Below are 21,525 nucleotides of genomic sequence, written 5' to 3'. Positions count from 1 at the left end.
TGCGTTTGTAGTAAAAATGACTTTTAAAAGGTAAGCGTCAAATAATGCCCAACTATTCGCGGGGGTATCATTTGGCGCTTATCTATATATCTAAAAATTCTCCGGAAACTAAGGATTCTGCTCAGCAAGTATATTAATCGGAAGGGAGAACAGGAAATGAATATTCTAATCGCAGATGATGAACCACACATGGTTAAAATACTTTCAGTCTATTTAAAAGAGGAAGGCTTTCATATTCTAGAGGCTAAAGATGGACAGGAAGCATTGAGTATATTTGAAACAACTAAGATTGAATTAGCAATTTTAGATTGGATGATGCCAAAAGTTGATGGAATAGAAGTATGTAAATATATAAAAGAAAACAGTCAAACCAAAGTTCTAATATTAACAGCAAAAGGTCAAAATGAAGATGAAATAAAGGCCTTACATAATGGAGCAGATGAATATATAAAGAAGCCATTTGATCCAAGGGTATTAATCCTAAGAGTTAAAAAGCTAATGAATTTAAGTGAAGAAATTAAGGTGAGAGATATTATGATTAAAGAGAATGAAAAAAAAGCATATAAGCACAAAGAACCGATACAACTTACAAAGATAGAATATGAATTGCTGCTTTTCTTCATTAAAAATAGAGGTGTTATTTTATCGAGGGATAAGCTTATTAATTTAGTTTGGGGCATGGATTATGAAGGGGATCATAGAACTGTAGATACTCACATCCGAAGATTAAGAACCAAAATTGGTGATGATATGATAAAAACCTATAGAGGCATTGGGTATTGCCTGGAGGTGGAGGAAGATTAAAATCAGGAGTAAGTTTTCAATTGGCATATCATCCGTTGTCATTTGTATTTTTATCTTCTCAATAATTGTGAATATCTTCTTAGTGGACAGATATTACATTTATGAGCAAAGAAAGATTTTAGATAAAGTAGCTAGCGATATACTCAGCGTACCTAAAAAGAATCTTTTAAGCGATTTGAAAGAGATAGAAGAGAAATACGCCGTAACGATTGTGTATTCAGACACAAGTGGAAATTTGAATCAAATTAACGAAAGAATAATATCCGAATTTGACAGAAAAAAAATAAAGCTAAACAAATTTTGGATTACTGAGAATTCGTTAAATACGTTGCAGGAGAGAAGCGTTAATAAGATATACGACCAAGGGGTAAGTAAATATAAAGTTTTGACTAAATTTATAAAAATAGATAATAATATTATTGCCATAGGTTTGCCATTACCACATATGGAAGAAGCGATCGTCATAATGAATAGATTTAATATACTTTTGATGACCATTTCAGTCATTTTAATTGTTTTTTTAGTGGTGGTTATATCGAAAAAAATTACAAGACCATTAGAATCTTTGAAAACTTTGTCTCAAGATATAGCTAATTTAAATTTTAGGAAAGAAGAGATTAAAACCAATGATGAGGTAGGGGAGCTTGCCAAGAGCATAAACATTATGAGTGAAAACCTAGAAAAAGCACATGATGAAATCAATAGTCAAAATAAACGTTTGAAAGATTTAATGTCAGATATCTCCCATGAGTTAAAAACGCCATTATCATTAGTGAAAATATATGAACAAGGAATATCGGACGGCTTAGATGATGGCACATATAGATATACAATTGAAGAACAGATTGAAAAAATGAACGCATTAATAGAGAAGCTTTTGTTTTGGACACAATTAGAAAGCAACTCTTTAAACAAATCCACTTTTGATTTAGGCAAAAGGCTTGCTGATATTACAGGGAAATACACGCTAATATTGCAGGAAAACCATGTTAATTTATTATTGAATTTTGATGCGGGTAAGGAATATATTATTCATGCAGAAAAAGATGGAATAGATGTTGTACTCGATAATCTAATTACCAATGCCATTAAGTATACCAATGACAAAAATATAGATATTGCTTTAACGAAAAAAAATAATATTGTAAAGCTTACCGTTGCTAACGGGGTTGGTGAAATTGAAGAAAGTGATTTAGAAAATATATGGAGACCTTTTTATGTATTAGAAAAATCAAGAAGTAAGGAGCTTTCTGGAACAGGTTTGGGCTTACCTATTATCAAGACTATTTTGGAAAATCATCATTTGGATTTTGGGTTTGAATTAAAAAATAATAGGTTAGAGTTTTTTGTCACATTCGCGTAACACACCCGAGTTAGTCTAGTTATGGAGGTGTGATACATGAAAAAAATAATATCAATCGTGTTAATTGCAACAATTGTAACTAGTGTTCTTACGGGATGTGTGAACGACAAAAACAATCCAAACAAAGAGGTCGATTCAAAAATAGATAATTTAGATTTTAAATTTAGTGTGGATCCAGAAACATTAGCGCTTAAGGTGGAGTCTAATGGAATTACTGAAAGAGCATCGGAACCACTGGAGAAAATGGAAGTTTCAAATTTAAAAGACAGTGGAGATAACATTAGCTGGACCTATTTAGAGAAAGAAATCGATGTGGATATCGAAAAAACAGATAAGTATGTAGATGTAACCATTAAATCCAACAAAGATAACGAAAATATGTTTTCATGGCCGAACGTGAAGGGCGATGGATATATGCTCCCATTAAATCAAGGGAAGTATATTCCAAGTGATGATTCTATCTGGAAAGATTATTTAAGCGAAGAAAAAATGAAGGTGATTGAGGCTTTCTCCATGCAGTTTTTTGCAGTTGATAAAAGTGAGTATTCGTTAGTATATATTATTAAAAATCCTTATAATAATGAAATTGCTTTCAATACAAAAAAAGATATTGAGTTTACTTTTAATCATGAGTTTCCATCTATTAATAAACAGAAGGAATATGGCTTTAGAATATATTTAACAAAAAAAAATTCAGTACATGTTGCAAAAACTTATAAAAATTATTTGGTTGAACAAGGTGACTTCAAATCCATGAAGGAGAAGGCTGAAGAAAATAGTAATATCGAAAAACTTTACGGTGCACCTCATGCTTATTTTTGGGACAGAACTGTGATTTCAGAGGAAAATATAAAATGGGCAAAACTGAGAGGCAGTTTCCCTGAAAAACTGCAATTATGGATCCAAGAGTTATTAATAACTAAAATTGAAGATGGATCAGAACTTGCATCCGTCTATGATGATTTAAATACCTTTGATTATGTAGATAAATATAATAAAAATAGATTAGTAAAAAGCTTAAGTGCCGTAATGCAGCTAAAAGAATTCTATAATCCAAAAATATTTACTGAACCAGATAAAGCAACTCAAAAGATATTAAGTAAGGGAGTAGACAATTTAAACCCTGTGGAATTGATTGACCTAAATAAGAGGTTATTAAAAAGCATACTTGGTAATGTAGTTGACCCAATAGAGCGGTGGGCAGACGCAAATACTGTAGATGTGATAATGGATATGAAGCAATCGGGGTTAGAAAATATGTGGATTGGTTTGGATGACTGGCAAGAAGGATTCATTAAACCAGAGTTAGTAAAAGAAGCAGAAAATCTGGGATATCTAATAGGTACCTATGATTCGTATCATTCAATACATGAACCAGGTAAAGAGCAGTGGGAAACAGCTAAGTTTAAGGATACTTCACTTTTTGAGCATGCAACTGTAACTAATAAAGATGGAAGTAAAATCGAAGGATTCCAAGGTTTAGGTAGAAAGTTAAATCCGACGCTAGCTATGCCTAGTGTAAAAGAAAGAGTAACTTCGATTTTAAATACTGGTGTAACATTTAACTCATGGTTTTTAGATACAGATGGCACTGGGGAAATCTTTGATGACTATTCACCAGAACATGTTACTACTGAAGAGGAAGATACCTTAGCTAGAATTAAAAGAATGGAGTATCTGCAAAAAGAATGGGGTATGGTAGTTGGAACTGAAGGCGGAAATGATTTTGCTAACAAAACGATTGCTTTTGCACATGGAATAGAAACGCCATCGTTTTCCTGGATGGATGAGGATATGGGCAAAAATAAAGAGAGTAATTATTATGTAGGAAGATACTATTCGAGTACTGGCGGAGTTCCCGAGCTGTTTTCTAAACAAATCCCTGTAAAGGATAAGTACAAGAAGCTATTTTTAGATTCAAACTACACCATCCCATTGTATAAACTGGTTTACAATGATTCAGTAATCACGACTTATTGGTGGGGATGGGGAACTCTGAAAATAGAAGATGAAATAACAAATAGAATGTTGTATGAAATACTTTACAATGTACCGCCTTTATATCATATAGATAAACACGAGTGGGAAAAGCACAAAGAAACAATAATAAACCATTCTAAGGTATGGTCAAATTTTAGCAAAAAAGCTATAAAGGAAGAAATGACAGATTTTAAAATTTTATCAGATGATAGACTAATTCAAATGACTAATTATGGTGAAACATTGAGTGTAATAGCAAATTTTTCAGAAGATGAATTTATCGTTCAAGGCGAGACAATACCAGAGAAATCATTGTTAATTATTGATGGAAATAGTAAAACCATCTATACACCAAAAAGGCAATTGTAACAGTCACCACATTGTAACCAATCATATTCTATTAAACAATTTACTTGAATAGTAAAGACCTTAGTTGGCTACTCAACAATAACTTGTCGTGTCTTAAAAAAGATACCTAAAACATACTAAATCCCCATCTGTACATTCAGATGGGGATTTAGTATGTTTATTTTAGAAATAAGCCATGAGTCAATCAATCTCAAGTATAATTACTTGTCTTTAATAATACAGAGTAGGTTTATGCTTTTTCTTCAATTGTAATTACGCCTTTTGTGCCACTTTGGAAGTGACCTTTTCAACAGTCACCTCGTTGACTGGACGTCTTGACCAATATGTCGCAAGGATTGGTCCCGAAATATTATGCCACACAGCACCAAACGTACTTGGTAGGGCAGCTAATGGACCAAAGTGAGCAGCAGCAAGTGCTACACCTAAACCTGAGTTTTGCATTCCTACTTCTATAGAGATGGCACGTTGATCTTGTAAAGAAAGACCGCATAATTTTCCTGCGTAGTAACCTAGTAGTAATCCAGCCCCGTTGTGTAAAAATACAGCTAAGAATACAAGTAAACCAGCAGAAGCAATTTTTCCTTGGTTACCAGAAACAACTGCTGCCACAATAATGATGATAGCTACAACTGAGATTAATGGCACAATTGAAATGCTTTTATCAACAACAGTCGGCAGAAATTTACGAATAAGTATACCTAAAGCAATTGGTACAATAATGACTTGGATAATTGACATAAACATCGATTTTGCATCTACAGGCATCCATTGACCAGCTAACAGTAATAATAATAACGGTGTCAAAATGGGTGCGAGTAATGTAGAAACAGAAGTCATTGTAATTGATAATGGAACGTTCCCTTTTGCCAAATATACCATTACATTAGAAGAAGTGCCTCCAGGAACTGATCCTAATAATACAAGACCAGCAGCTAATTCAGCAGGTAATTGTAAAATGTAAGCGATGGCCAAAGCTGTAAGAGGCATAATCGTAAATTGTGCTATGATCCCTATAAGGACAGACAAGGGTCTTGTAAGAACTAATTTGAAGTCACTTGCCTTTAGTGTAAGTCCCATACCAAACATAACAATACCAAGTAATAGTGTGATATAACTGCCAAGACCTAAAAAGGGCGTTGGGAATAAATAGGCGGATACTGCAATAAGCATTACCCACACAGCAAAATATTTGCCAACAAAAGAGCTGATAGTTTCGAGCGTTTTCATATGAATATACATCCTTTCTGAATCTTTCTTGTAATAATTAAAATAGGGTAGAGTCTAAGCATTATGAAAGAAATATGTATCTTAAAACAGTTTTAAATTAATTAAAAATTAATATTATTCTGATAATTTATTTTATTATAATGCTTATTATATATTTTACAAGAGAATTATTGAAAAAATAGAAAATCCCGTTCTTCATAATTAGAAGAAACGGGGATGGGCATTACTACTACTTATTCTCCCATACGAACAATCTTACCCGGATTCAAGATATTCTTTGGATCTAGTGCGATTTTAATCGTTTCCATGACATGAAAAGCTTCACCGTGTTCTTTTGCTTGGTATTTTTGTTTGCCGACACCAACACCATGTTCGCCAGTACAAGTACCGTTACGATCTAATGCAAATTGTACGATTGATTCATTGAAGTCATCTGCTCTTTTTACTTCTTCGACATTTTTCATATCAATCATGACAAGTGCGTGGAAGTTACCGTCACCAACATGCCCTAATATACCACCTGGTAGATTCGCCGAATTGAGCTGTTCTCGTGCAAAACGAACAGCATCTGCTAAATCGGAAATGGCTACGCAGACGTCTGTTACCATTTGTTTTTTCCCAGGGTGACCATGTGTGTAAGCATATGCTAGGTTGTGTCGAGCTTCCCAAAGCTTGTGACGAGCGGCATTATCCGTTTCGAACTGTACTTCCACGCAGCCATTATCCTCCATAATCTCACGAGTAAAGGCAACATCTTGTATCAAGCCCGCTTCATTACCATGGAACTCGATAAATAGGGTTGGTTTTTCAGCATAATCCATATCACTATAATGATTTACTTGGCGAATCGATTCTTCATCAACTAATTCAACACGGGCAATTGGAATGCCGACTTGTAATATAGAAGTAACGGCAGCAATCGCATTTTCAACAGTTGGGAAAACAGCGCGGGCAGCAATTTCAAATTCAGGGATACCATAAACTTTTAATGTTAGTTCTGTAAAGCAGCCAAGCGTACCTTCAGAGCCGACAAACAAGCCGTTTAGATGGTAACCTGATGAAGATTTCGCAGCTAAATTACCGGTATTAATGATCCTACCATCGGCTAAAACAACCTCTAAGTCACGTACTTGATCACGCATTACGCCGTATCGTACAGCGGTAGTTCCACTGGCATTCGTCGCAGCCATACCACCTAAGGAGGCATCTGCACCTGGATCAACGGAGAAAAACAAGCCGTATTTTTTTAGTTCTTTATTTAATTGCATTCTTGTAACGCCGGGTTGTACTTTTACAAGCAAATCTTCTTCACGAATTTCTAAAATTTTATCCATTAAAGAAAAGTCGATTGTAATACCATTTTTATAAGGGATAACATGTCCCTCTAAGCTAGAACCGCGGCCGAAAGGTACAACTGGCACAACCAGCGTATTGGCAAGCTTCATAATATTGCATACTTGTTCTTTCGTTTTAGGAAATACAACGATATCTGGAAGACAAGCCTCATGATATGATTCATCTTGTCCGTGAAGTTCTCTAATGGTCTCATTGGTAGATATTTGATCTCCGTCAAGGAATTGTTTTAATGATTCTACAATGGTATTGACTGCTACGGTCATTTCAATTCGCCTCACTTAATGTTTTATAAGAATCCTTAATTTTTATTATTCTCTGACTATTCTAACTGTAATAGAATTTATTATAATATGGCCAAAATATTAAGCAAGAAAAAAATTGGATAATAACATTTCAAGGGAATATATATTAGAAACTAATCTATTAAAAAGGTGTGTTGATAAGTTGAATATTAGGTTGTTATTTGCCGTTAAAATGTTTTTTTATGTTCAATATTAACGTATGTTACTACATGTTTTAGTTGATTGTAGCGGAGGGTGCTTGCCCTAGGAAAGGGAGCATCCCGTAGAGGAAATCAATCTACCACTTTAATAGTAATGGTTAAAATTGGTTAATCGACGCGCCTGCTATTAAAATAGACAAATACCTCGTTTAATACATTACATTTATATTACAGTATACTAAGAGATATTGTTTTTTGAATTACAAAAGGATAAACTAAAGTTTAGCCAACTGGGAAAAACATAGCATTATATCCATATATTACATAGAAAAGTAGATGATATTTAATGAAGAAGATATTTAGAAACGTATTGGCACTAACGATATTATCGGTTGCATTATTACAAACTAGCCCTTCCTTCGCTAGTCCTTCAACTCAAACAAAAGCTGAACATAAAGCCGCAAAGCTTGAACAAAAAATCCAAAAACTTGATAACAATATTATCGAAGCAATGGATAATGTGGACCAACTAACTAAAAAAATTAAAAGATCAAACGAAAAAATTGACCAAACGAAAAAAGAAATTAAACAAACGCAAACAGAACATGATTTGCGTAAAGCATTATATGAGGAACGTTTAAGAGCTATTCAAGGCGAAAACAAAAGCACAATTATGTTATATGCAGATATCGTCCTTTCATCTGATGGGATATCCGACTTCATCGATCGTACGACAGCTGTTTCTCAAATTTTAAATAGTGATGAGTCATTAATGACAGAACTAAATGAAAAAGAAGACAAGTTAATCGAGTCAAAGACATCATTAACAAAAGTAAATGAAGAGCTGATAGAGGATAAAAAAGATTTAGCTAAAGAAATGAAACAAATTAAAAAAGATAAAAAGAAGATTGAGAAAAAATTAGAAGCTACGAAAAAAACAATTAAAGAAGAAAAAGCAGCTAAGAGAGCAGCAAAAGCCGCTCAAAAACGTGCCGAAAAAGCTGTTATAGAAGCCGAAAAGGCAGCAGCAAGTGAGGCTACAAAGCCAGTGCAATTAGCTGCGGTAGCACCTAATATTACAAAAACATCAAACCAAAAAGATGTTCTAAACTTAACGAACCAAAAACCAACAGGCGGCGATGCATCAGGTGTCATTAGTTATGCGAAAAACTTCCTTGGCGTGCCATATGTATGGGGGGGGACTTCACCATCAGGATTTGACTGCTCAGGTTTGATGCAATATGTGTACAGTTCTGTAGGCATTAGCCTTCCAAGAACGTCTAGTCAACAACAAAACACAGGTACTCGTGTTTCACCAAATGATGTACAAGCAGGCGACTTAGTGTTTTTCGGTAGCCCAGCTTACCACGTTGGTATGTATATCGGGAATGGTCAATGGTTACATGCACCACAAACAGGTGATGTCGTTAAAATTGCATCTTACAATCCATCTATGTTCTCAAGTGCAGCGCGCGTACAATAATTTACAAAAAGGTAATCGTTAATAGTAAAGTTTATAAAACAGCTTGTTAGATTCTAAAAATTTAACAAGCTGTTTTTGTCTGGAAAATACTAGTGCGAAATGAGTTGGGAGACTATTTCTATTCAACTAAAGATTTTTTGAAAAGAGGAGAAGTTTATATGTCTTTAAATATTTTTGAAGGTAATTTAGAAAAATACACTGATCCAAAAAAATATGATGAACAGTATAGTCATTATCAGCAAGATTTGAAATTAATTTTAGAGTATGCTGCACATATGAATGAACCAATTATCGATCTAGCATGTGGTACAGGACGTTTGACAATTCCGATGGCAAAACTAGGATTTGAAATGTATGGTGTAGATATTCATAATGGCATGTTAAATCATGCTAAAAAGAAGGCTGAAACAGAAAATTTATATATTCAATTTTTACAACAGGATTGTACAAAGTTAAGTTTACCCATCAAATCACCGTTTATATTTATGACAGGTAATTCTTTTCAACACTTTTTGACAAATGAAAGTCAAGATGATTTGTTTACATCTGTAAAGGAACACTTACAACCAAAAGGAACTTTTATATTTGATACACGTAATCCTATTTTGCATGAACTGGCTGTTGTCGATGAAACGGAAGAGAAATTTATAAATAAATATAATCAGCTCGTTATAGAAAAACATCATGAAGAATACGACCATCACACACAAGTTTTACATTGTACTACTACAAGTGAAATTATTAAAAATGAAAAGTTAATCGATTCAAAAAAAGATTCCATTTCGTTACGCTATACATTTCCATTAGAATTAGAAAGACTGCTAAATTCACATGATTTCGAATTAGTCGAGATATTTGGTTCGTGGAATAAAACGAAATTTGATAGAGACAGTACTTCAATGGTCGTGCATTGTTGTCTTAGAGATTAAATGTATAGAGACAATGGTATTCATTAGACAGTAAGGATTTGTAATAAATACTTCGCATATCTATAAAACAGTTGATAGTTTTCTTGTAACAACTACCACTAAGCGATATAATTTCTAAAGATTTTAAATTCGGAAAAGAAGGCTTCCAGAAGTAATTATTGGATGCCTTCTTTTTATGTCTATAATGAGTGGATGATCAACATTAGTTTTTCGCCAAGTTCATGAATTAATGAATTAGGTACATAAACAAATGCAGATAAAAAAAGATCGAGCAAAATTTCAGACATTATTTGGAAATAATAATTTTTATTTAGGGATTCAGCTATTCAATAATGAAATTTATATACTTTTAAAAAACTATAATCTAAAAAAAGAGGAGATTATACAGGGAAAAAGCAATAGAAAACTACTGGGTAGCAAAAGGCGAACAATTATTTGTGGAAAGGAGTAATTCATAAGAAACGACCATTTACCTTAATTTCACCTTCTACATAAATGTAAGTCGTTACATAATAGTGACCTTTTCTTTGAAATAGACAGACTAATTAATTGAAAAGTATGATAAATGGTATTCGTGGATCGTACAAATAAAATCTTAGATAGAAAATAAATCGAAACAATGAACCAAAGTTATAGTACTATTATTCTAATTGATAAAATCTATTCAAAAATGACGATATACTCACATGTTAAAAATATTGCAACAAATGGATTAAATATTTCATTTATGGCACGCAAATTTTCTTTTTTGGTATTAGAAAATAAAAAAATATTTTTATATACCAATAATCTTGGGATATGAGGATATTTTTGGATAGTTCTGCCTTTAAAATTGCACTCTAAATTTTTGAAGAATCAACGGAAGTTATTGAAGTTAGGGCATATTTTTAACATAAGTCAAGACGTGGGGAAATTTAATAAAAATAATGTTTTTAACTTAGAGGTGAGAAAGGATTAAATTATATGATCGTTTTTCAGAATTAATTTACTATTTATATAGTGAGGATAAATGGTTTAGTTTAATGGATTTGTCGCAAAAAACAGGGTATTCAAGAAGTACACTTTCTAGAGATATTGTGTTTTTAGAAACCAAATTACCAGAGGGCTGGATGATTGAAAAGAGTGATAGTAAGGGCATTAAATTAACAAAACCTGAAAATGGGGCACTTAAAACACTATTATCACATTTTAATGAGCAAAACACTTATTATAAGACGCTAAAATTATTGTTTTATAATGACGGCGTAACAATAAATGATATAACAACGATAATACATTTAAGTAGATCAACAGCTTACAGGCATATAAAAGATATTAAACAAATGCTTCAGAATACTGGAGTTACTCTATCGTCTAGTCCTTATAAACTAATCGGAGATGAAATCAAAATAAGAGGTTTGATGATAGAATATCTAGAAATAATGGGAAATGCTCATAGTAACGGAAATAATAAAAGTTTTAATATTGAAGAATTTAAAACTAAAATAATAGAACTCACAAATAGCTTTTCTATTTTTTTACACACTGGAGCCTATCAAAGGTTGGCATTAACTTTACAAATTTCTAATATACGTATCAAACAAGGCTATAATATGAATTTTGATAAAATAATATCCAATGATATATATAAGACCAAATACTTTGAAATGGGCAAATTATTAACATATAAGCATTTGGCTAAATGTTCAAATAGAAATAATCAGCTTCAAGAAATTGTTTATTTTGCTATATGTATCATGAGTGAGGAAAAACCACCTAATCGTTCTGTAGAGATTAACTATATACGAACTAAATGGATGAAAGAAAAAGATCAATTATTTGATTTTTTAAAGGACATTTCTTCTCATTTTAAGTTTGAATTTTCTGAAGATGATACATTGATATACCAGTTGTACCAGATCGCTAAAAGAATTTCTATTGATTCTCAACTAGGTGCTGCCATTAAGGGGAATTCATTAATAAACTTTTTACCCTACTTTGAGTCAAACCCTCTATTCAAAATGATTGAGGATGTTATTTCAAAATTGAAACTAAGTCCCTCAATAACAATAGGAAGATTAGAGATGTTAGAAATCTTCTTATTATTAAATGCGGCTATATTAAGGAAATTAATGCACACAAAAATAAAAGTGGCATTAATATGTCAATCTTATAGTGAACAAGATTATATTAAAGAATTGCTGAATTTCAACTTTAAAAAGCAATTAGAAATCACAAATCTAGATTATATGGGTTTAGAGCATCTAATTACAAATAATGAGTTTGACTTAATAATAAATACTGATATAAATTCAATTGGAGAGTTTCAAATCCCTCTAATTCAACTTTCTTCTTGTCCTTCTCCATCAGAACTACAGGAGATAGAACACTTTATCAAAACTTTCGTTTTGGAGAAACTAGGCGTGGAAAATGAAATGATATACCCCTATCAGTAATGATCATTCCATTAATTCTAAATTTTTAGAGTTGCAATCGCGAATTCAAAAAAAACATCGAACATATAAATAAGGAAAATGCACGCTATCCAGTTCAAGTGATGTGTCGTGTATTAAAGTTGACCAAAAGTACGTATAAACCAGTTGTACAAAAAAGCCCTCGAGATACCGACTGAAAATGAACTGCTTTCAGAGAGTATCTGTGAAATTCATCAAGCGAGTGACGATTGTTATGGAGTGCCTAAAAGTCATTACCTACTATTATATAGATGGTTTTCAAGTGAGCATTAAGGGTGTGCATTTAATGAAACAGGCCAGGGTACAGACTACCAATGTGCACAGATTTGGGCAGGAAATTTACAATTAGAGAAAGAGTAAGAATATACATATAAATAATTGCATAACCATCTTTAAAAAGAACATACACTATACTGGGTTAGATAGTATCTGAGAAAAATCTGTATCTACTAAGTAAGCATAAAATACTACGGCAACTTCCTATTAATAAGATTAGTCTAGTACTTATTGATAGATTAGTTAATTCTGATACTAATTATTAAGGAGTAGTTAAAATGGATGAGAAATTACAGTTAGTTTTACATGAAGCTCATCGGCAATTTAAAAGTGAAAGCGTATTTTTTCGTGTAGCGGGACTTACGCCTAAGACATGGTGGAAATACAAAGCAGGAGAAACGGCTTTTAGTAATATCAAAACATCAACATACTTATCTATTACCGAGAATTTATTTACGCCTTACGAAACAATGTTGATAGATGAGGCTGTTAGAGCAACTAAGTACCATTGCTATTCAGATGTGATTGAGGCATTTCATGAAATTAAGCTGCAACATGTTAAAAATATGTTGGAACTTAGAGCAAGTATAGAAGTGATCATTCCCCAAAAAGAAGAAGGTCGACCGATTAGGAAAACTTCTTCACGTATCCGAATTATACAAGAAATTGGAAATGTCTATTCTAATATAATAACATTTGAAATTAATATTCCGCCATACGATGTACCTTCTGGACATAAAAATAGACTTAATTGGTTTAATGACAATTATAAAGAATGTCTTGTCAGATGAATAAATAATGTAATTCATAATTATGGTATTGTAGAACATCATGTAGTACAAAATAAGTCAAGATGGGTTGCAAATCACTTTAAACGGGTACTTCTAATAATAAAGAAGCCCCAAAAACGTGGGGCTAAATCAATACGATTCAATACCTTAAATAATTGTTTATTATTTCTTTTTAATATGCTGCCAATTCGGAGGAAGTTCATATGTTTCTATATGCTTAAATTTCGTTAGCTTTACATTACCTGGAGATATATTAAATGTTAATTGGTCTTTACCAACTTCGATATGTGGACCAACTACTGGAGTAACCTCAAGGGTAATCAAAAATTCAAAGGAACGATATTCCCCGATTCTTTCCATATTTATTATATTTATTTGATAAGGATACACCCCAGGCCTTTCAGTAAGTAAATCAGAATAATAATTAGCAACAGCCATGTCAATATTAGGCGAAAGTACTGATAGAAATAAGTCCATCATTAGTTCTTCTTTGGATTTTTCAGCAGGTAAATAATAATGTTTTTCGGCATTAGTTGGAATTGATGTCATTAAACAAAATGTCAAAAAAGAGGAAATAATAATACCTTTTTTCATATTTCACGCCACCTTTTAATATGTATTATGTTCAGAAAAAGATAGCTTATGTTAGCCCGAAATTTTTTGAAAACTAGGTTAAGGTTATTCTTTTCGTAAGCGGTTTTGCTGGAGTTTAGTGTCTAAAGGTACTAATTAGAAGTCGAGTTTATTAATGGTAATTGAAAATGGTAATAAAGAAGTACTTTTTGGAATTTCAGATGGTATGAATAATCTTATCCAATAATTGAGACTTTCTTTGAATATTTGAATGACGAAATAGCTCTATCAACATTAAAATTTAACAGAACTAAAAAGAAAAAAATGCTCAAGCGTATTTGTAATCGCTTGGGCATTTTTTTTTGTTTCATTACTTTGGCATAGAGTTTTGTTGGGATTGCTAGTCTGCATTTGTCCACCGGGCTTCTAAAAAGATTTATTATATACATTTCAACTTCGAAAAAATCAGATGAACTTTAGGGTATTTTGGTAGATGTAATTACTATTGCAACTATTCTTTATAAATGTAGTTTTTCTTTTTGAGCTAACCTGTTTATACAAAAAAGTGATTTTAAAAGTATTACCCAATTTGTTTAAATGCCTCTCAGAGAAAAAATGTTATTAATTATTGACATAATGTTAATTAAACATTACATTATGTATAGTGTACTTAACTTAAAGAAGGTGATGAAATGCTCCATAATCGGGTGAAGGAGCTTCGAGCAAGATATAGCTTTTCGCAATCTGAATTAGGAAATCGTGTCGGTGTGACGCGGCAAACGATTGGGTTTATAGAAAAAGGGGAGTTCTCACCGTCTATCACATTAGCTTTAAAACTTGCAACAGAGTTACAAATTAAAGTAGATGAACTATTTTGGTTAGAAGGGGAGGAAGAGGAATGAAAAAGGATTTACGTGTACAGAGCCCGTTATGGAATATTTTAGGTATTGTTATTTTAGTTATAGCGGCATATGGTGTTACACATTCTTTCCCTATTGAGTGGAGCAAAGGGAAAGACGGGGCGATTGAAATTTATATAACAAGCCATATTAATTGGCAACTAATTTCCGCTATGTTGCTCAGTCTAATTTATTTGCCTGCTTATGCTTATAAATTTAGGCAACATAACAAATTGAATCCACAACATAAAGTATCTATGTTTAGTATCCAGCCGCCTGAGTACTTAGAAGAGGATGAAATGATGCGTACTGTTACGCAGCGTGCAACGCAAAAGGTGTATACTTTCATTTCTTTTGCATTACCGTTAGCTACTGCGCTGTTCTTCATTCCAATGAATCGCTTTTGGTATATTGTCATCATTTTATTGATCGCTATTATACAAAACCTCATGTATTATTTTGAAATCCGTAAATATGTAAAAGAAGATAAAGAGGAAGTATCTGAATTTTCTTGAAAACAAAAAACTGTCCGAGCGCATTTGAATCCGCTTGGACAGTTTTTTATTACGCCATTGCTTTGGCTAAATCTTGCATAAAGTTTTGTTGTTTTTGCTGGTCTGCATTTGTCCACCAGGCTTCTAAAAAGACACCGAGACCAGGGAGTAAATGTTCCTCACCGCGATCAATTGCATCTACCAAAATACCCTTCAGTTCATCTGCACTTTGACCGTGAACGTTTGCTTTAATTGCCTCACGTATTTGAAAATTCATGCTTCATCCCTCCTATAATCATTTTTGCCGATAGGCTCGATTGTTATACATGCATTTGTTAAAATTAGAATGGTCAATATTATTTAATATTGCCAATTTTACGAAAAAATATTACATAACTAGGGGTTGTTTCATGATGAAAGCATTCGTTTATGAAAAAGGTTCTTTAAAAGTAACGGAATTACCGAATCCGCAAGCAGGGGCAGGGGAAGCGGTTGTAGCGATAAAGGCTGCAGGTTTGAACCGTCGTGATTTGTATACACCAGGACGTTTAGGAGATGATAGTGAGGCACTAATTTTAGGCTCGGATGCTGCAGGTATTATTGAAGCAATCGGTGAAGGTGTGACAGATTGGCAAGTAGGCGATGAAGTAATTATTAATCCTTCATTGCGATGGTATGAACAGTCTGATACCCCACCTGTTGACTTTGACATTTTAAGCTTTCCTGATCACGGTACATTTGCAGAGAAGATTGCGATTTCAGCGGAACAACTAGAGCACAAGCCGGCTCATCTTACTTTTGAAGAGGCTTCTGTTATTGGTATTTCGCCATTAACTGGTTATCGTGCATTATTTACAAAAGGGCAAGTAGTAGCGGGACAAACGATCTTTATCCCAGGAGCAGGTAGTGGTGTTGCGACATTTTTAATCCAAATGGCTAAAAACGTTGGGGCAAGAGTGATTGTCACATCTCGTAGCGAAGAAAAACGTCAGGCGGCGCTTGAAATCGGTGCTGATGTTGCGATTGATACGAATGAAGATTGGCTAGAACTGTTAAAAGATGAGCAAATTGATGTTGTCATTGAGAGTGTTGGACGCGCAACTTTTAACCGCTCTTTGGATGTTTTGAAAAAGGGTGGTAAAATAGTATTGTTCGGTGCAACGACTGAGGACGTTGTCGATTTTGACTTACGAAAATTTTTCTATGGACAATATACTTTGTATGGGACTACAATGGGAAGTCGCGATGAGTTTCGTGCATGCCTTGCGCATTTAGCGGAATTTAACACGCATCCTGTGATTGACCGTACATTCTCATTAAACGAGGCAGAAACAGCGCTTCAATATTTAAAAGAAAATCACCAGTTTGGCAAAATAACCTTAACGATTTAAAAAATAAAGGCGGTATACATTTTATGAAAAGAATTGAATCTACGCAAAACTCACTAGTGAAGTATTGGAAAAAGCTAGTGACAACTAGAAAAGAACGTGAACGTTCGGGAGAATTTCTTGTTGAAGGTTTCCACTTAGTTGAAGAAGCGATTAAAAACAACGGTGAAGTGCTAACAATTATTGTTCGTGAAGGTGTAGATATTCCGCATACTTGGAATTTTGATGATATCCATGTAGTTGAAGTTACACAAGCTATCGCCAAAGAATTGTCTGAAACAGAACATCCTCAAGGAATCTTCGCGCAATGTAAACAACGTGTTGTAACAGAGGAAGAACAAGCAAGCTGGACTAAAGTTTTATTAATTGATGCAGTGCAAGATCCAGGTAATGTCGGTACGATGATTCGTACAGCAGATGCAGCTGGTATCGATGCGGTTATTCTTGGTAAAGGCTCAGCAGATGCTTTCAATCCAAAAACAGTACGCTCAGCTCAAGGTTCGCATTTCCATATTCCAGTTGTGAAAGGTGAATTGGAAGATTGGATTGACCGTCTTCAAGATCGCTTAGTACCAGTTATTGGGACAGCACTGGATAACGCCGTTGTGTATTCGGAAGTAAAAAAAGGCGACAAGTTCGCACTTATTATGGGCAATGAAGGCAATGGTATTCACCCAGACTTACTAGCAAAAACAGATGCTAATGTGATTATCCCAATTTTAGGGAAAGCTGAATCTTTAAATGTAGCAGTAGCTTCTGGTATTTTGTTATATAACTTCGCAGTTTCAGCAAAGTGAACTTGAAGAAAATCTTTCAGTTGCGTATAATGTTATAATAATGAATATATAATCCAAATGCATCGATCGGAAAAAGTACATGTATCTACACTTTTTAGGGAGTACACGCCAAAGACTGCAAGCGTGCATAAAGTTGTGTTACATAGAAGTTCACTCCGTTAGCAGCCACCGGGACCAGCAATTGCTGTAAAGGTAGGCCGGTTTAGAGCCGTTATTTCAATGAAGTGATTGTGTTTAGGCACAATAACTAGGGTGGTACCGCGAAATATGTCCTCGTCCCTTTTTAGGGGGCGAGTTTTTTTGTGCAGATTTTTACACAATCTACATAAAAAGATGGTTTACATGTTGAGTAAAAACAATTTGTTTTTGCTTTTCTATATTGGAAGGAGGAATTTAAATGGCAATGGAAGAACAATTGAATCTGCTAAAGGAAGAAGCTTTAGCTAAAATTGCAGCAGCAGCTAACTCTAAAGAGTTAAACGATGTCCGCGTTGCTTATTTAGGTAAAAAAGGTCCGATTACGGATTTATTAAAAGGGATGGGTAAACTTCCTGCAGAGGAACGTCCTAAAATGGGTGCGCTAGTAAACGTCGTACGTCAAGAAGTAACTGAGGTGCTTGAAGCACGCGCACAATTACTAGAAGAGAAAGCAATCCAAGAACAACTTGAAAAAGAGTCAATCGATGTCACTTTACCAGGAAGACCTTTAAAAGTGGGTAGTAAACATCCGCTGACAAAGGTTGTTGAAGAAATCGAAGACCTATTTATCAGCATGGGTTATGAAATTGCGGAAGGTCCAGAAGTTGAAAAAGATTACTACAACTTCGAAGCATTGAACTTACCAAAAGGTCACCCAGCTCGTGATATGCAAGATACATTCTATATTTCTGAAGAGATTTTACTGCGTACACAGACATCTCCAGTACAAGCTCGTACAATGGAGAAAAAACAAGGTGCAGCAGTGAAAATCATTTGTCCAGGTAAAGTATTCCGCCGTGATAATGATGATGCTACTCACTCGCATCAATTCAATCAGATTGAAGGACTTGTAATAAGCGAGAACATTACAATGAGCGACTTAAAAGGTACTTTAGATCTTTTCGCTAAAAAAATGTTTGGTCAAGAACGTGAAATTCGCTTACGCCCAAGTTTCTTCCCATTCACTGAGCCTTCAGTAGAAATGGATATCTCATGCTTTAAATGTGGTGGAGATGGCTGTAGTTTATGTAAAAAAACAGGTTGGATTGAAATTTTAGGTGCTGGTATGGTGCATCCAAACGTCCTTGAAATGGCAGGTTATGATCCTAAAAAAGTTTCAGGCTTTGCATTTGGTATGGGACAAGAACGTATCGCAATGTTGAAACATGGGGTGGATGATATCCGTCATTTCTACACAAATGATGTCCGATTCTTATCACAATTCCACCGCACAGAACAGTAAGGAGGGGTAAACATGCTAGTATCATTAAAATGGTTAGAACAATATGTTGATTTACAAGGCCTTGAGCCAGCAGTTTTAGCAGAAAAAATTACACGCGCTGGTATTGAAGTGGACGGCGTAGCAGACTTAGCAGAAGGTATGAAAAAGCTAATGGTCGGCGAAGTGAAAGAAAAAGTAAAACATCCAGAAGCTGATAAATTAAATATTTGCCAAGTTGATTTTGGTGAAGAAGAATTATCACAAATCGTATGTGGCGCTCCAAACGTAGCAGTTGGCCAAAAAGTCATCGTTGCTCGTCCAGGCGCACATTTACCAGGTGGCAAAATTAAAAAAGCAAAACTTCGCGGTGAAGTATCAAACGGTATGATTTGTTCGTTACAAGAGCTTGGTATCGAAGGCAAATTAGTACCGAAAGAATACAGCGAAGGTATTTTCGTATTACCTGCAGAAACACCTGTTGGAGCGGACCCACTTGAAGTACTTGGCCTATACGACACAGTGCTTGAGCTTGGTTTAACACCAAACCGCTCGGATGCAATGAGCATGTTAGGTGTTGCTTATGAAGTAGGCGCAATCCTTTCTGAGGATATTAAATTACCGGAGCTAGATTATAAAGAATCAGCTGAAAAAGCTTCTGATTATTTAAAACTTCGTGTAGATGCATCAGTAGAAAACCCTATGTATGTAGCAAAAGTTGTGAAAAACGTCAAAGTTGCTGAGTCTCCATTATGGTTACAACAACGTTTAATGGCTGCAGGCGTTCGTCCACATAACAATGTAGTAGACGTAACAAACTATATTTTAATGGAATATGGTCAACCGCTTCATGCATTTGATTACGACCGTTTAGGTACAGGTGAAATTGTTGTCCGTCTTGCAAATGAAGGCGAAAAAATTACGACTCTTGATGATAAAGAACGTACTTTAAATACTAAAAACCTTGTTATTACAAATGGAAAAGAGCCTGTTGCAGTAGCTGGTGTTATGGGTGGATTAAACTCAGAAGTACATGATGGAACAACAACAGTTGTCATTGAATCTGCGTACTTTGAAGGTTTATCTGTCCGCTACACATCAAAAGATTTAGGCTTACGTAGCGATGCGAGTGCCCGCTTTGAAAAAGGTCTTGATCCAAACCGCGTTATTCCTGCAGCAGAACGTGCAGCTAAATTATTAGCAGAACTAGCTGGTGGTGAAGTATTAGCAGGATCAGTTGTTTTTGATGAATTAGATAAAACACCTTCAAAAGTAATCGTTTCACCGGACTTTATTAATGCTCGTCTTGGTATGAAGATTTCTTTAGATGATATGGTATCAATTTTAAAACGTTTAAAATTTGATGTTGAAACTGCGAATGGCATGCTTTATGTAGATGCACCAACTCGCCGTCAAGATATTAAAATTGAAGAAGATATCGTGGAAGAAATCGCACGTCTTTACGGCTATGATGAAATTCTAACGACAATGCCTATTGGCGAATCGACACCAGGTGGTTTAACAGCTTACCAAGCAAAACGTCGTATCGTGCGTTCGTACTTAGAAGGTGTAGGTCTTTACCAAGCACTGACTTATTCATTAACATCTGATGCACTTTCACAAAAATATGCATTAGAAACAGCTTCAGTTACAAAATTGTTAATGCCAATGAGTGAAGAGCGTAGCACATTACGTCAAAGCTTAATCCCACATTTAGTGGAAGCAGCTTCTTACAATGTCGCGCGTCAAGCGGATACTGTAGCACTTTATGAAGTGGATTCTGTATTCTTAGGTTTAACTGAGGAAGGGCTGCCGCTTGAAGAAGAGCATGTAGCAGCAGTAATCACAGGTAATTGGTTAGATCACGCTTGGCAAGGTGAACAGAAGAAAGTGGATTTCTTCGTATTAAAAGGAATCATCGAAGGATTATTTGATCGTCTTGGTTTAGCGGATGCAGTAGCATTTGAACGTGCAACAGTTGCTGGTTTACATCCAGGTCGTACAGCTAGCGTATTATTAAATGGCAAGCGTATCGGTTTAATCGGTCAATTGCATCCAACTGAACAAAAAGCAAATGGTTTAAAAGAAACATACGTAATGGAAATGAACTTAGCAGCTATATTAGAAGTATCTACTGAAGCGCTAGTTTACGTTCCAGTTCCACGTTTCCCATCGATGTCACGTGATATTGCGCTAGTTGTTGATAGAAGCACAGCTGCAGCGGATCTTGAAGCAATCATCCGTCAAGCAGGTGGCACATTATTGAAAGATGTTCGTGTCTTCGATTTATATGAAGGAGACAAAATGGAAGAAGGTAAGAAATCAGTAGCCTTCTCATTACAATACTTTGAACCTGAGCGTACTTTAACGGATGAAGAAGTAGTAGCGGCACATGACGAAGTGTTAAAAGCATTAGCAGAAGCGAATGCACAAATTCGTTAATAAATAAATTTGTATACTAAATACCTGCTCAGACGAACTGTC

17 protein-coding genes and 1 other annotated feature are annotated in these 21,525 nt (G+C 34.5%); of the genes, 13 read left to right on the top strand and 4 right to left on the bottom strand.

All coding sequences use genetic code 11. The features are described from left to right. Positions 1 to 156: 156 nt before the first annotated feature. The 3 genes from JFL43_RS01355 to JFL43_RS01345 all read left to right on the top strand — a co-directional run bounded on the left by JFL43_RS01355 (position 157) and on the right by JFL43_RS01345 (position 4,516). Positions 157 to 804 carry a response regulator transcription factor gene (locus tag JFL43_RS01355; RefSeq protein ID WP_200747603.1) on the top strand — a complete coding sequence of 216 codons (648 nt, stop codon included), beginning with the start codon at positions 157 to 159 and terminating at the stop codon, positions 802 to 804. An 82-nt stretch (positions 805 to 886) separates the two neighbouring features. Next, positions 887 to 2,167, top strand: coding sequence for a sensor histidine kinase (locus JFL43_RS01350; RefSeq protein ID WP_200747602.1), 1,281 nt, complete (start codon positions 887 to 889; stop codon positions 2,165 to 2,167). A 36-nt stretch (positions 2,168 to 2,203) separates the two neighbouring features. Beyond that, complete coding sequence (locus tag JFL43_RS01345; protein ID WP_200747601.1) at positions 2,204 to 4,516, top strand: glycoside hydrolase; 2,313 nt, start codon at positions 2,204 to 2,206, stop codon at positions 4,514 to 4,516. Positions 4,517 to 4,768: 252 nt separating this feature from the next. Here the strand turns inward: JFL43_RS01345 and JFL43_RS01340 are convergent, their stop codons facing one another. Next, positions 4,769 to 5,743, bottom strand: coding sequence for a bile acid:sodium symporter family protein (locus JFL43_RS01340; protein ID WP_200747600.1), 975 nt, complete (start codon positions 5,741 to 5,743; stop codon positions 4,769 to 4,771). 233 nt (positions 5,744 to 5,976) lie between these two features. Then, complete coding sequence (locus JFL43_RS01335; RefSeq protein ID WP_200747599.1) at positions 5,977 to 7,362, bottom strand: FAD-binding oxidoreductase; 1,386 nt, start codon at positions 7,360 to 7,362, stop codon at positions 5,977 to 5,979. A 525-nt stretch (positions 7,363 to 7,887) separates the two neighbouring features. On the opposite strand from JFL43_RS01335, the gene JFL43_RS01330 reads away from it, so the two are divergent. The 4 genes from JFL43_RS01330 (at position 7,888) to JFL43_RS01315 (ending at position 13,473) form a co-directional block, all read left to right on the top strand. Next, complete coding sequence (locus JFL43_RS01330; protein WP_200747598.1) at positions 7,888 to 9,024, top strand: C40 family peptidase; 1,137 nt, start codon at positions 7,888 to 7,890, stop codon at positions 9,022 to 9,024. 158 nt (positions 9,025 to 9,182) lie between these two features. After that, positions 9,183 to 9,953: a class I SAM-dependent DNA methyltransferase gene (locus tag JFL43_RS01325; protein WP_200747597.1), complete on the top strand. Its 771-nt coding sequence runs from the start codon at positions 9,183 to 9,185 to the stop codon at positions 9,951 to 9,953. A 953-nt stretch (positions 9,954 to 10,906) separates the two neighbouring features. Next, the gene (locus JFL43_RS01320) at positions 10,907 to 12,388 is read left to right on the top strand and encodes a helix-turn-helix domain-containing protein (protein ID WP_325166620.1); all 1,482 of its coding nucleotides are present in this window, start codon (positions 10,907 to 10,909) and stop codon (positions 12,386 to 12,388) included. Between the two features lie 572 nt (positions 12,389 to 12,960). Beyond that, positions 12,961 to 13,473: a hypothetical protein gene (locus tag JFL43_RS01315; RefSeq protein WP_200747595.1), complete on the top strand. Its 513-nt coding sequence runs from the start codon at positions 12,961 to 12,963 to the stop codon at positions 13,471 to 13,473. Positions 13,474 to 13,635: 162 nt separating this feature from the next. Here the strand turns inward: JFL43_RS01315 and JFL43_RS01310 are convergent, their stop codons facing one another. Then, positions 13,636 to 14,067 carry a DUF3888 domain-containing protein gene (locus tag JFL43_RS01310; protein WP_200747594.1) on the bottom strand — a complete coding sequence of 144 codons (432 nt, stop codon included), beginning with the start codon at positions 14,065 to 14,067 and terminating at the stop codon, positions 13,636 to 13,638. A gap of 671 nt (positions 14,068 to 14,738) precedes the next feature. Between JFL43_RS01310 and JFL43_RS01305 the strand changes: the two genes are divergently transcribed. Both JFL43_RS01305 and JFL43_RS01300 read left to right on the top strand, forming a co-directional pair. Next, the gene (locus JFL43_RS01305; protein ID WP_200747593.1) at positions 14,739 to 14,948 is read left to right on the top strand and encodes a helix-turn-helix transcriptional regulator; all 210 of its coding nucleotides are present in this window, start codon (positions 14,739 to 14,741) and stop codon (positions 14,946 to 14,948) included. Beyond that, the gene (locus JFL43_RS01300; RefSeq protein WP_100794467.1) at positions 14,945 to 15,460 is read left to right on the top strand and encodes a hypothetical protein; all 516 of its coding nucleotides are present in this window, start codon (positions 14,945 to 14,947) and stop codon (positions 15,458 to 15,460) included. The genes JFL43_RS01305 and JFL43_RS01300 overlap by 4 nt, the downstream gene beginning before the upstream one ends. A 49-nt stretch (positions 15,461 to 15,509) precedes the next feature. Here JFL43_RS01300 and sspI read toward each other — a convergent pair whose 3' ends face one another. Further along, entirely contained in the window at positions 15,510 to 15,716 is a 207-nt protein-coding gene (gene sspI / locus JFL43_RS01295) for a small acid-soluble spore protein SspI (RefSeq protein WP_100794466.1), read from the bottom strand. Positions 15,717 to 15,852: 136 nt separating this feature from the next. Here sspI and JFL43_RS01290 point away from each other — a divergent pair, with 136 nt between their 5' ends. The 4 genes from JFL43_RS01290 to pheT all read left to right on the top strand — a co-directional run bounded on the left by JFL43_RS01290 (position 15,853) and on the right by pheT (position 21,483). Beyond that, positions 15,853 to 16,830, top strand: a complete 978-nt coding sequence (locus JFL43_RS01290) for a zinc-binding dehydrogenase (RefSeq protein WP_200747683.1) — start codon at positions 15,853 to 15,855, stop codon at positions 16,828 to 16,830. Between the two features lie 23 nt (positions 16,831 to 16,853). Further along, entirely contained in the window at positions 16,854 to 17,624 is a 771-nt protein-coding gene (locus JFL43_RS01285; protein ID WP_100794465.1) for a TrmH family RNA methyltransferase, read from the top strand. Between the two features lie 53 nt (positions 17,625 to 17,677). After that, positions 17,678 to 17,908 (top strand) — a binding site (T-box leader). Between the two features lie 119 nt (positions 17,909 to 18,027). Further along, positions 18,028 to 19,065, top strand: a complete 1,038-nt coding sequence (pheS, locus tag JFL43_RS01280) for a phenylalanine--tRNA ligase subunit alpha (protein ID WP_200747682.1) — start codon at positions 18,028 to 18,030, stop codon at positions 19,063 to 19,065. A gap of 12 nt (positions 19,066 to 19,077) precedes the next feature. Then, positions 19,078 to 21,483, top strand: coding sequence for a phenylalanine--tRNA ligase subunit beta (gene pheT / locus JFL43_RS01275; RefSeq protein ID WP_200747592.1), 2,406 nt, complete (start codon positions 19,078 to 19,080; stop codon positions 21,481 to 21,483). Positions 21,484 to 21,525 lie beyond the last annotated feature (42 nt).

The sequence above is a fragment of the Viridibacillus soli genome, from assembly GCF_016612995.1.
Classification (GTDB): domain Bacteria; phylum Bacillota; class Bacilli; order Bacillales_A; family Planococcaceae; genus Viridibacillus; species Viridibacillus soli.
Note: the sequence above shows the minus strand (reverse complement) of the source record. Positions and strands in the feature narration are given on the sequence as shown.

Excerpts from the sequence above, each read along its gene's own strand:
- JFL43_RS01290 (WP_200747683.1), top strand. The coding sequence starts at position 15,853 with ATGAAAGCATTCGTTTATGAAAAAGGTTCTTTAAAAGTAACGGAATTA.
- JFL43_RS01310 (WP_200747594.1), bottom strand. The coding sequence starts at position 14,067 with ATGAAAAAAGGTATTATTATTTCCTCTTTTTTGACATTTTGTTTAATG.
- JFL43_RS01330 (WP_200747598.1), top strand. The coding sequence starts at position 7,888 with ATGAAGAAGATATTTAGAAACGTATTGGCACTAACGATATTATCGGTT.
- JFL43_RS01345 (WP_200747601.1), top strand. The coding sequence starts at position 2,204 with ATGAAAAAAATAATATCAATCGTGTTAATTGCAACAATTGTAACTAGT.
- sspI (WP_100794466.1), bottom strand. The coding sequence starts at position 15,716 with ATGAATTTTCAAATACGTGAGGCAATTAAAGCAAACGTTCACGGTCAA.
- pheT (WP_200747592.1), top strand. The coding sequence starts at position 19,078 with ATGCTAGTATCATTAAAATGGTTAGAACAATATGTTGATTTACAAGGC.
- pheS (WP_200747682.1), top strand. The coding sequence starts at position 18,028 with ATGGAAGAACAATTGAATCTGCTAAAGGAAGAAGCTTTAGCTAAAATT.
- JFL43_RS01315 (WP_200747595.1), top strand. The coding sequence starts at position 12,961 with ATGGATGAGAAATTACAGTTAGTTTTACATGAAGCTCATCGGCAATTT.
- JFL43_RS01340 (WP_200747600.1), bottom strand. The coding sequence starts at position 5,743 with ATGAAAACGCTCGAAACTATCAGCTCTTTTGTTGGCAAATATTTTGCT.
- JFL43_RS01300 (WP_100794467.1), top strand. The coding sequence starts at position 14,945 with ATGAAAAAGGATTTACGTGTACAGAGCCCGTTATGGAATATTTTAGGT.
- JFL43_RS01335 (WP_200747599.1), bottom strand. The coding sequence starts at position 7,362 with ATGACCGTAGCAGTCAATACCATTGTAGAATCATTAAAACAATTCCTT.
- JFL43_RS01305 (WP_200747593.1), top strand. The coding sequence starts at position 14,739 with ATGCTCCATAATCGGGTGAAGGAGCTTCGAGCAAGATATAGCTTTTCG.
- JFL43_RS01355 (WP_200747603.1), top strand. The coding sequence starts at position 157 with ATGAATATTCTAATCGCAGATGATGAACCACACATGGTTAAAATACTT.
- JFL43_RS01285 (WP_100794465.1), top strand. The coding sequence starts at position 16,854 with ATGAAAAGAATTGAATCTACGCAAAACTCACTAGTGAAGTATTGGAAA.
- JFL43_RS01325 (WP_200747597.1), top strand. The coding sequence starts at position 9,183 with ATGTCTTTAAATATTTTTGAAGGTAATTTAGAAAAATACACTGATCCA.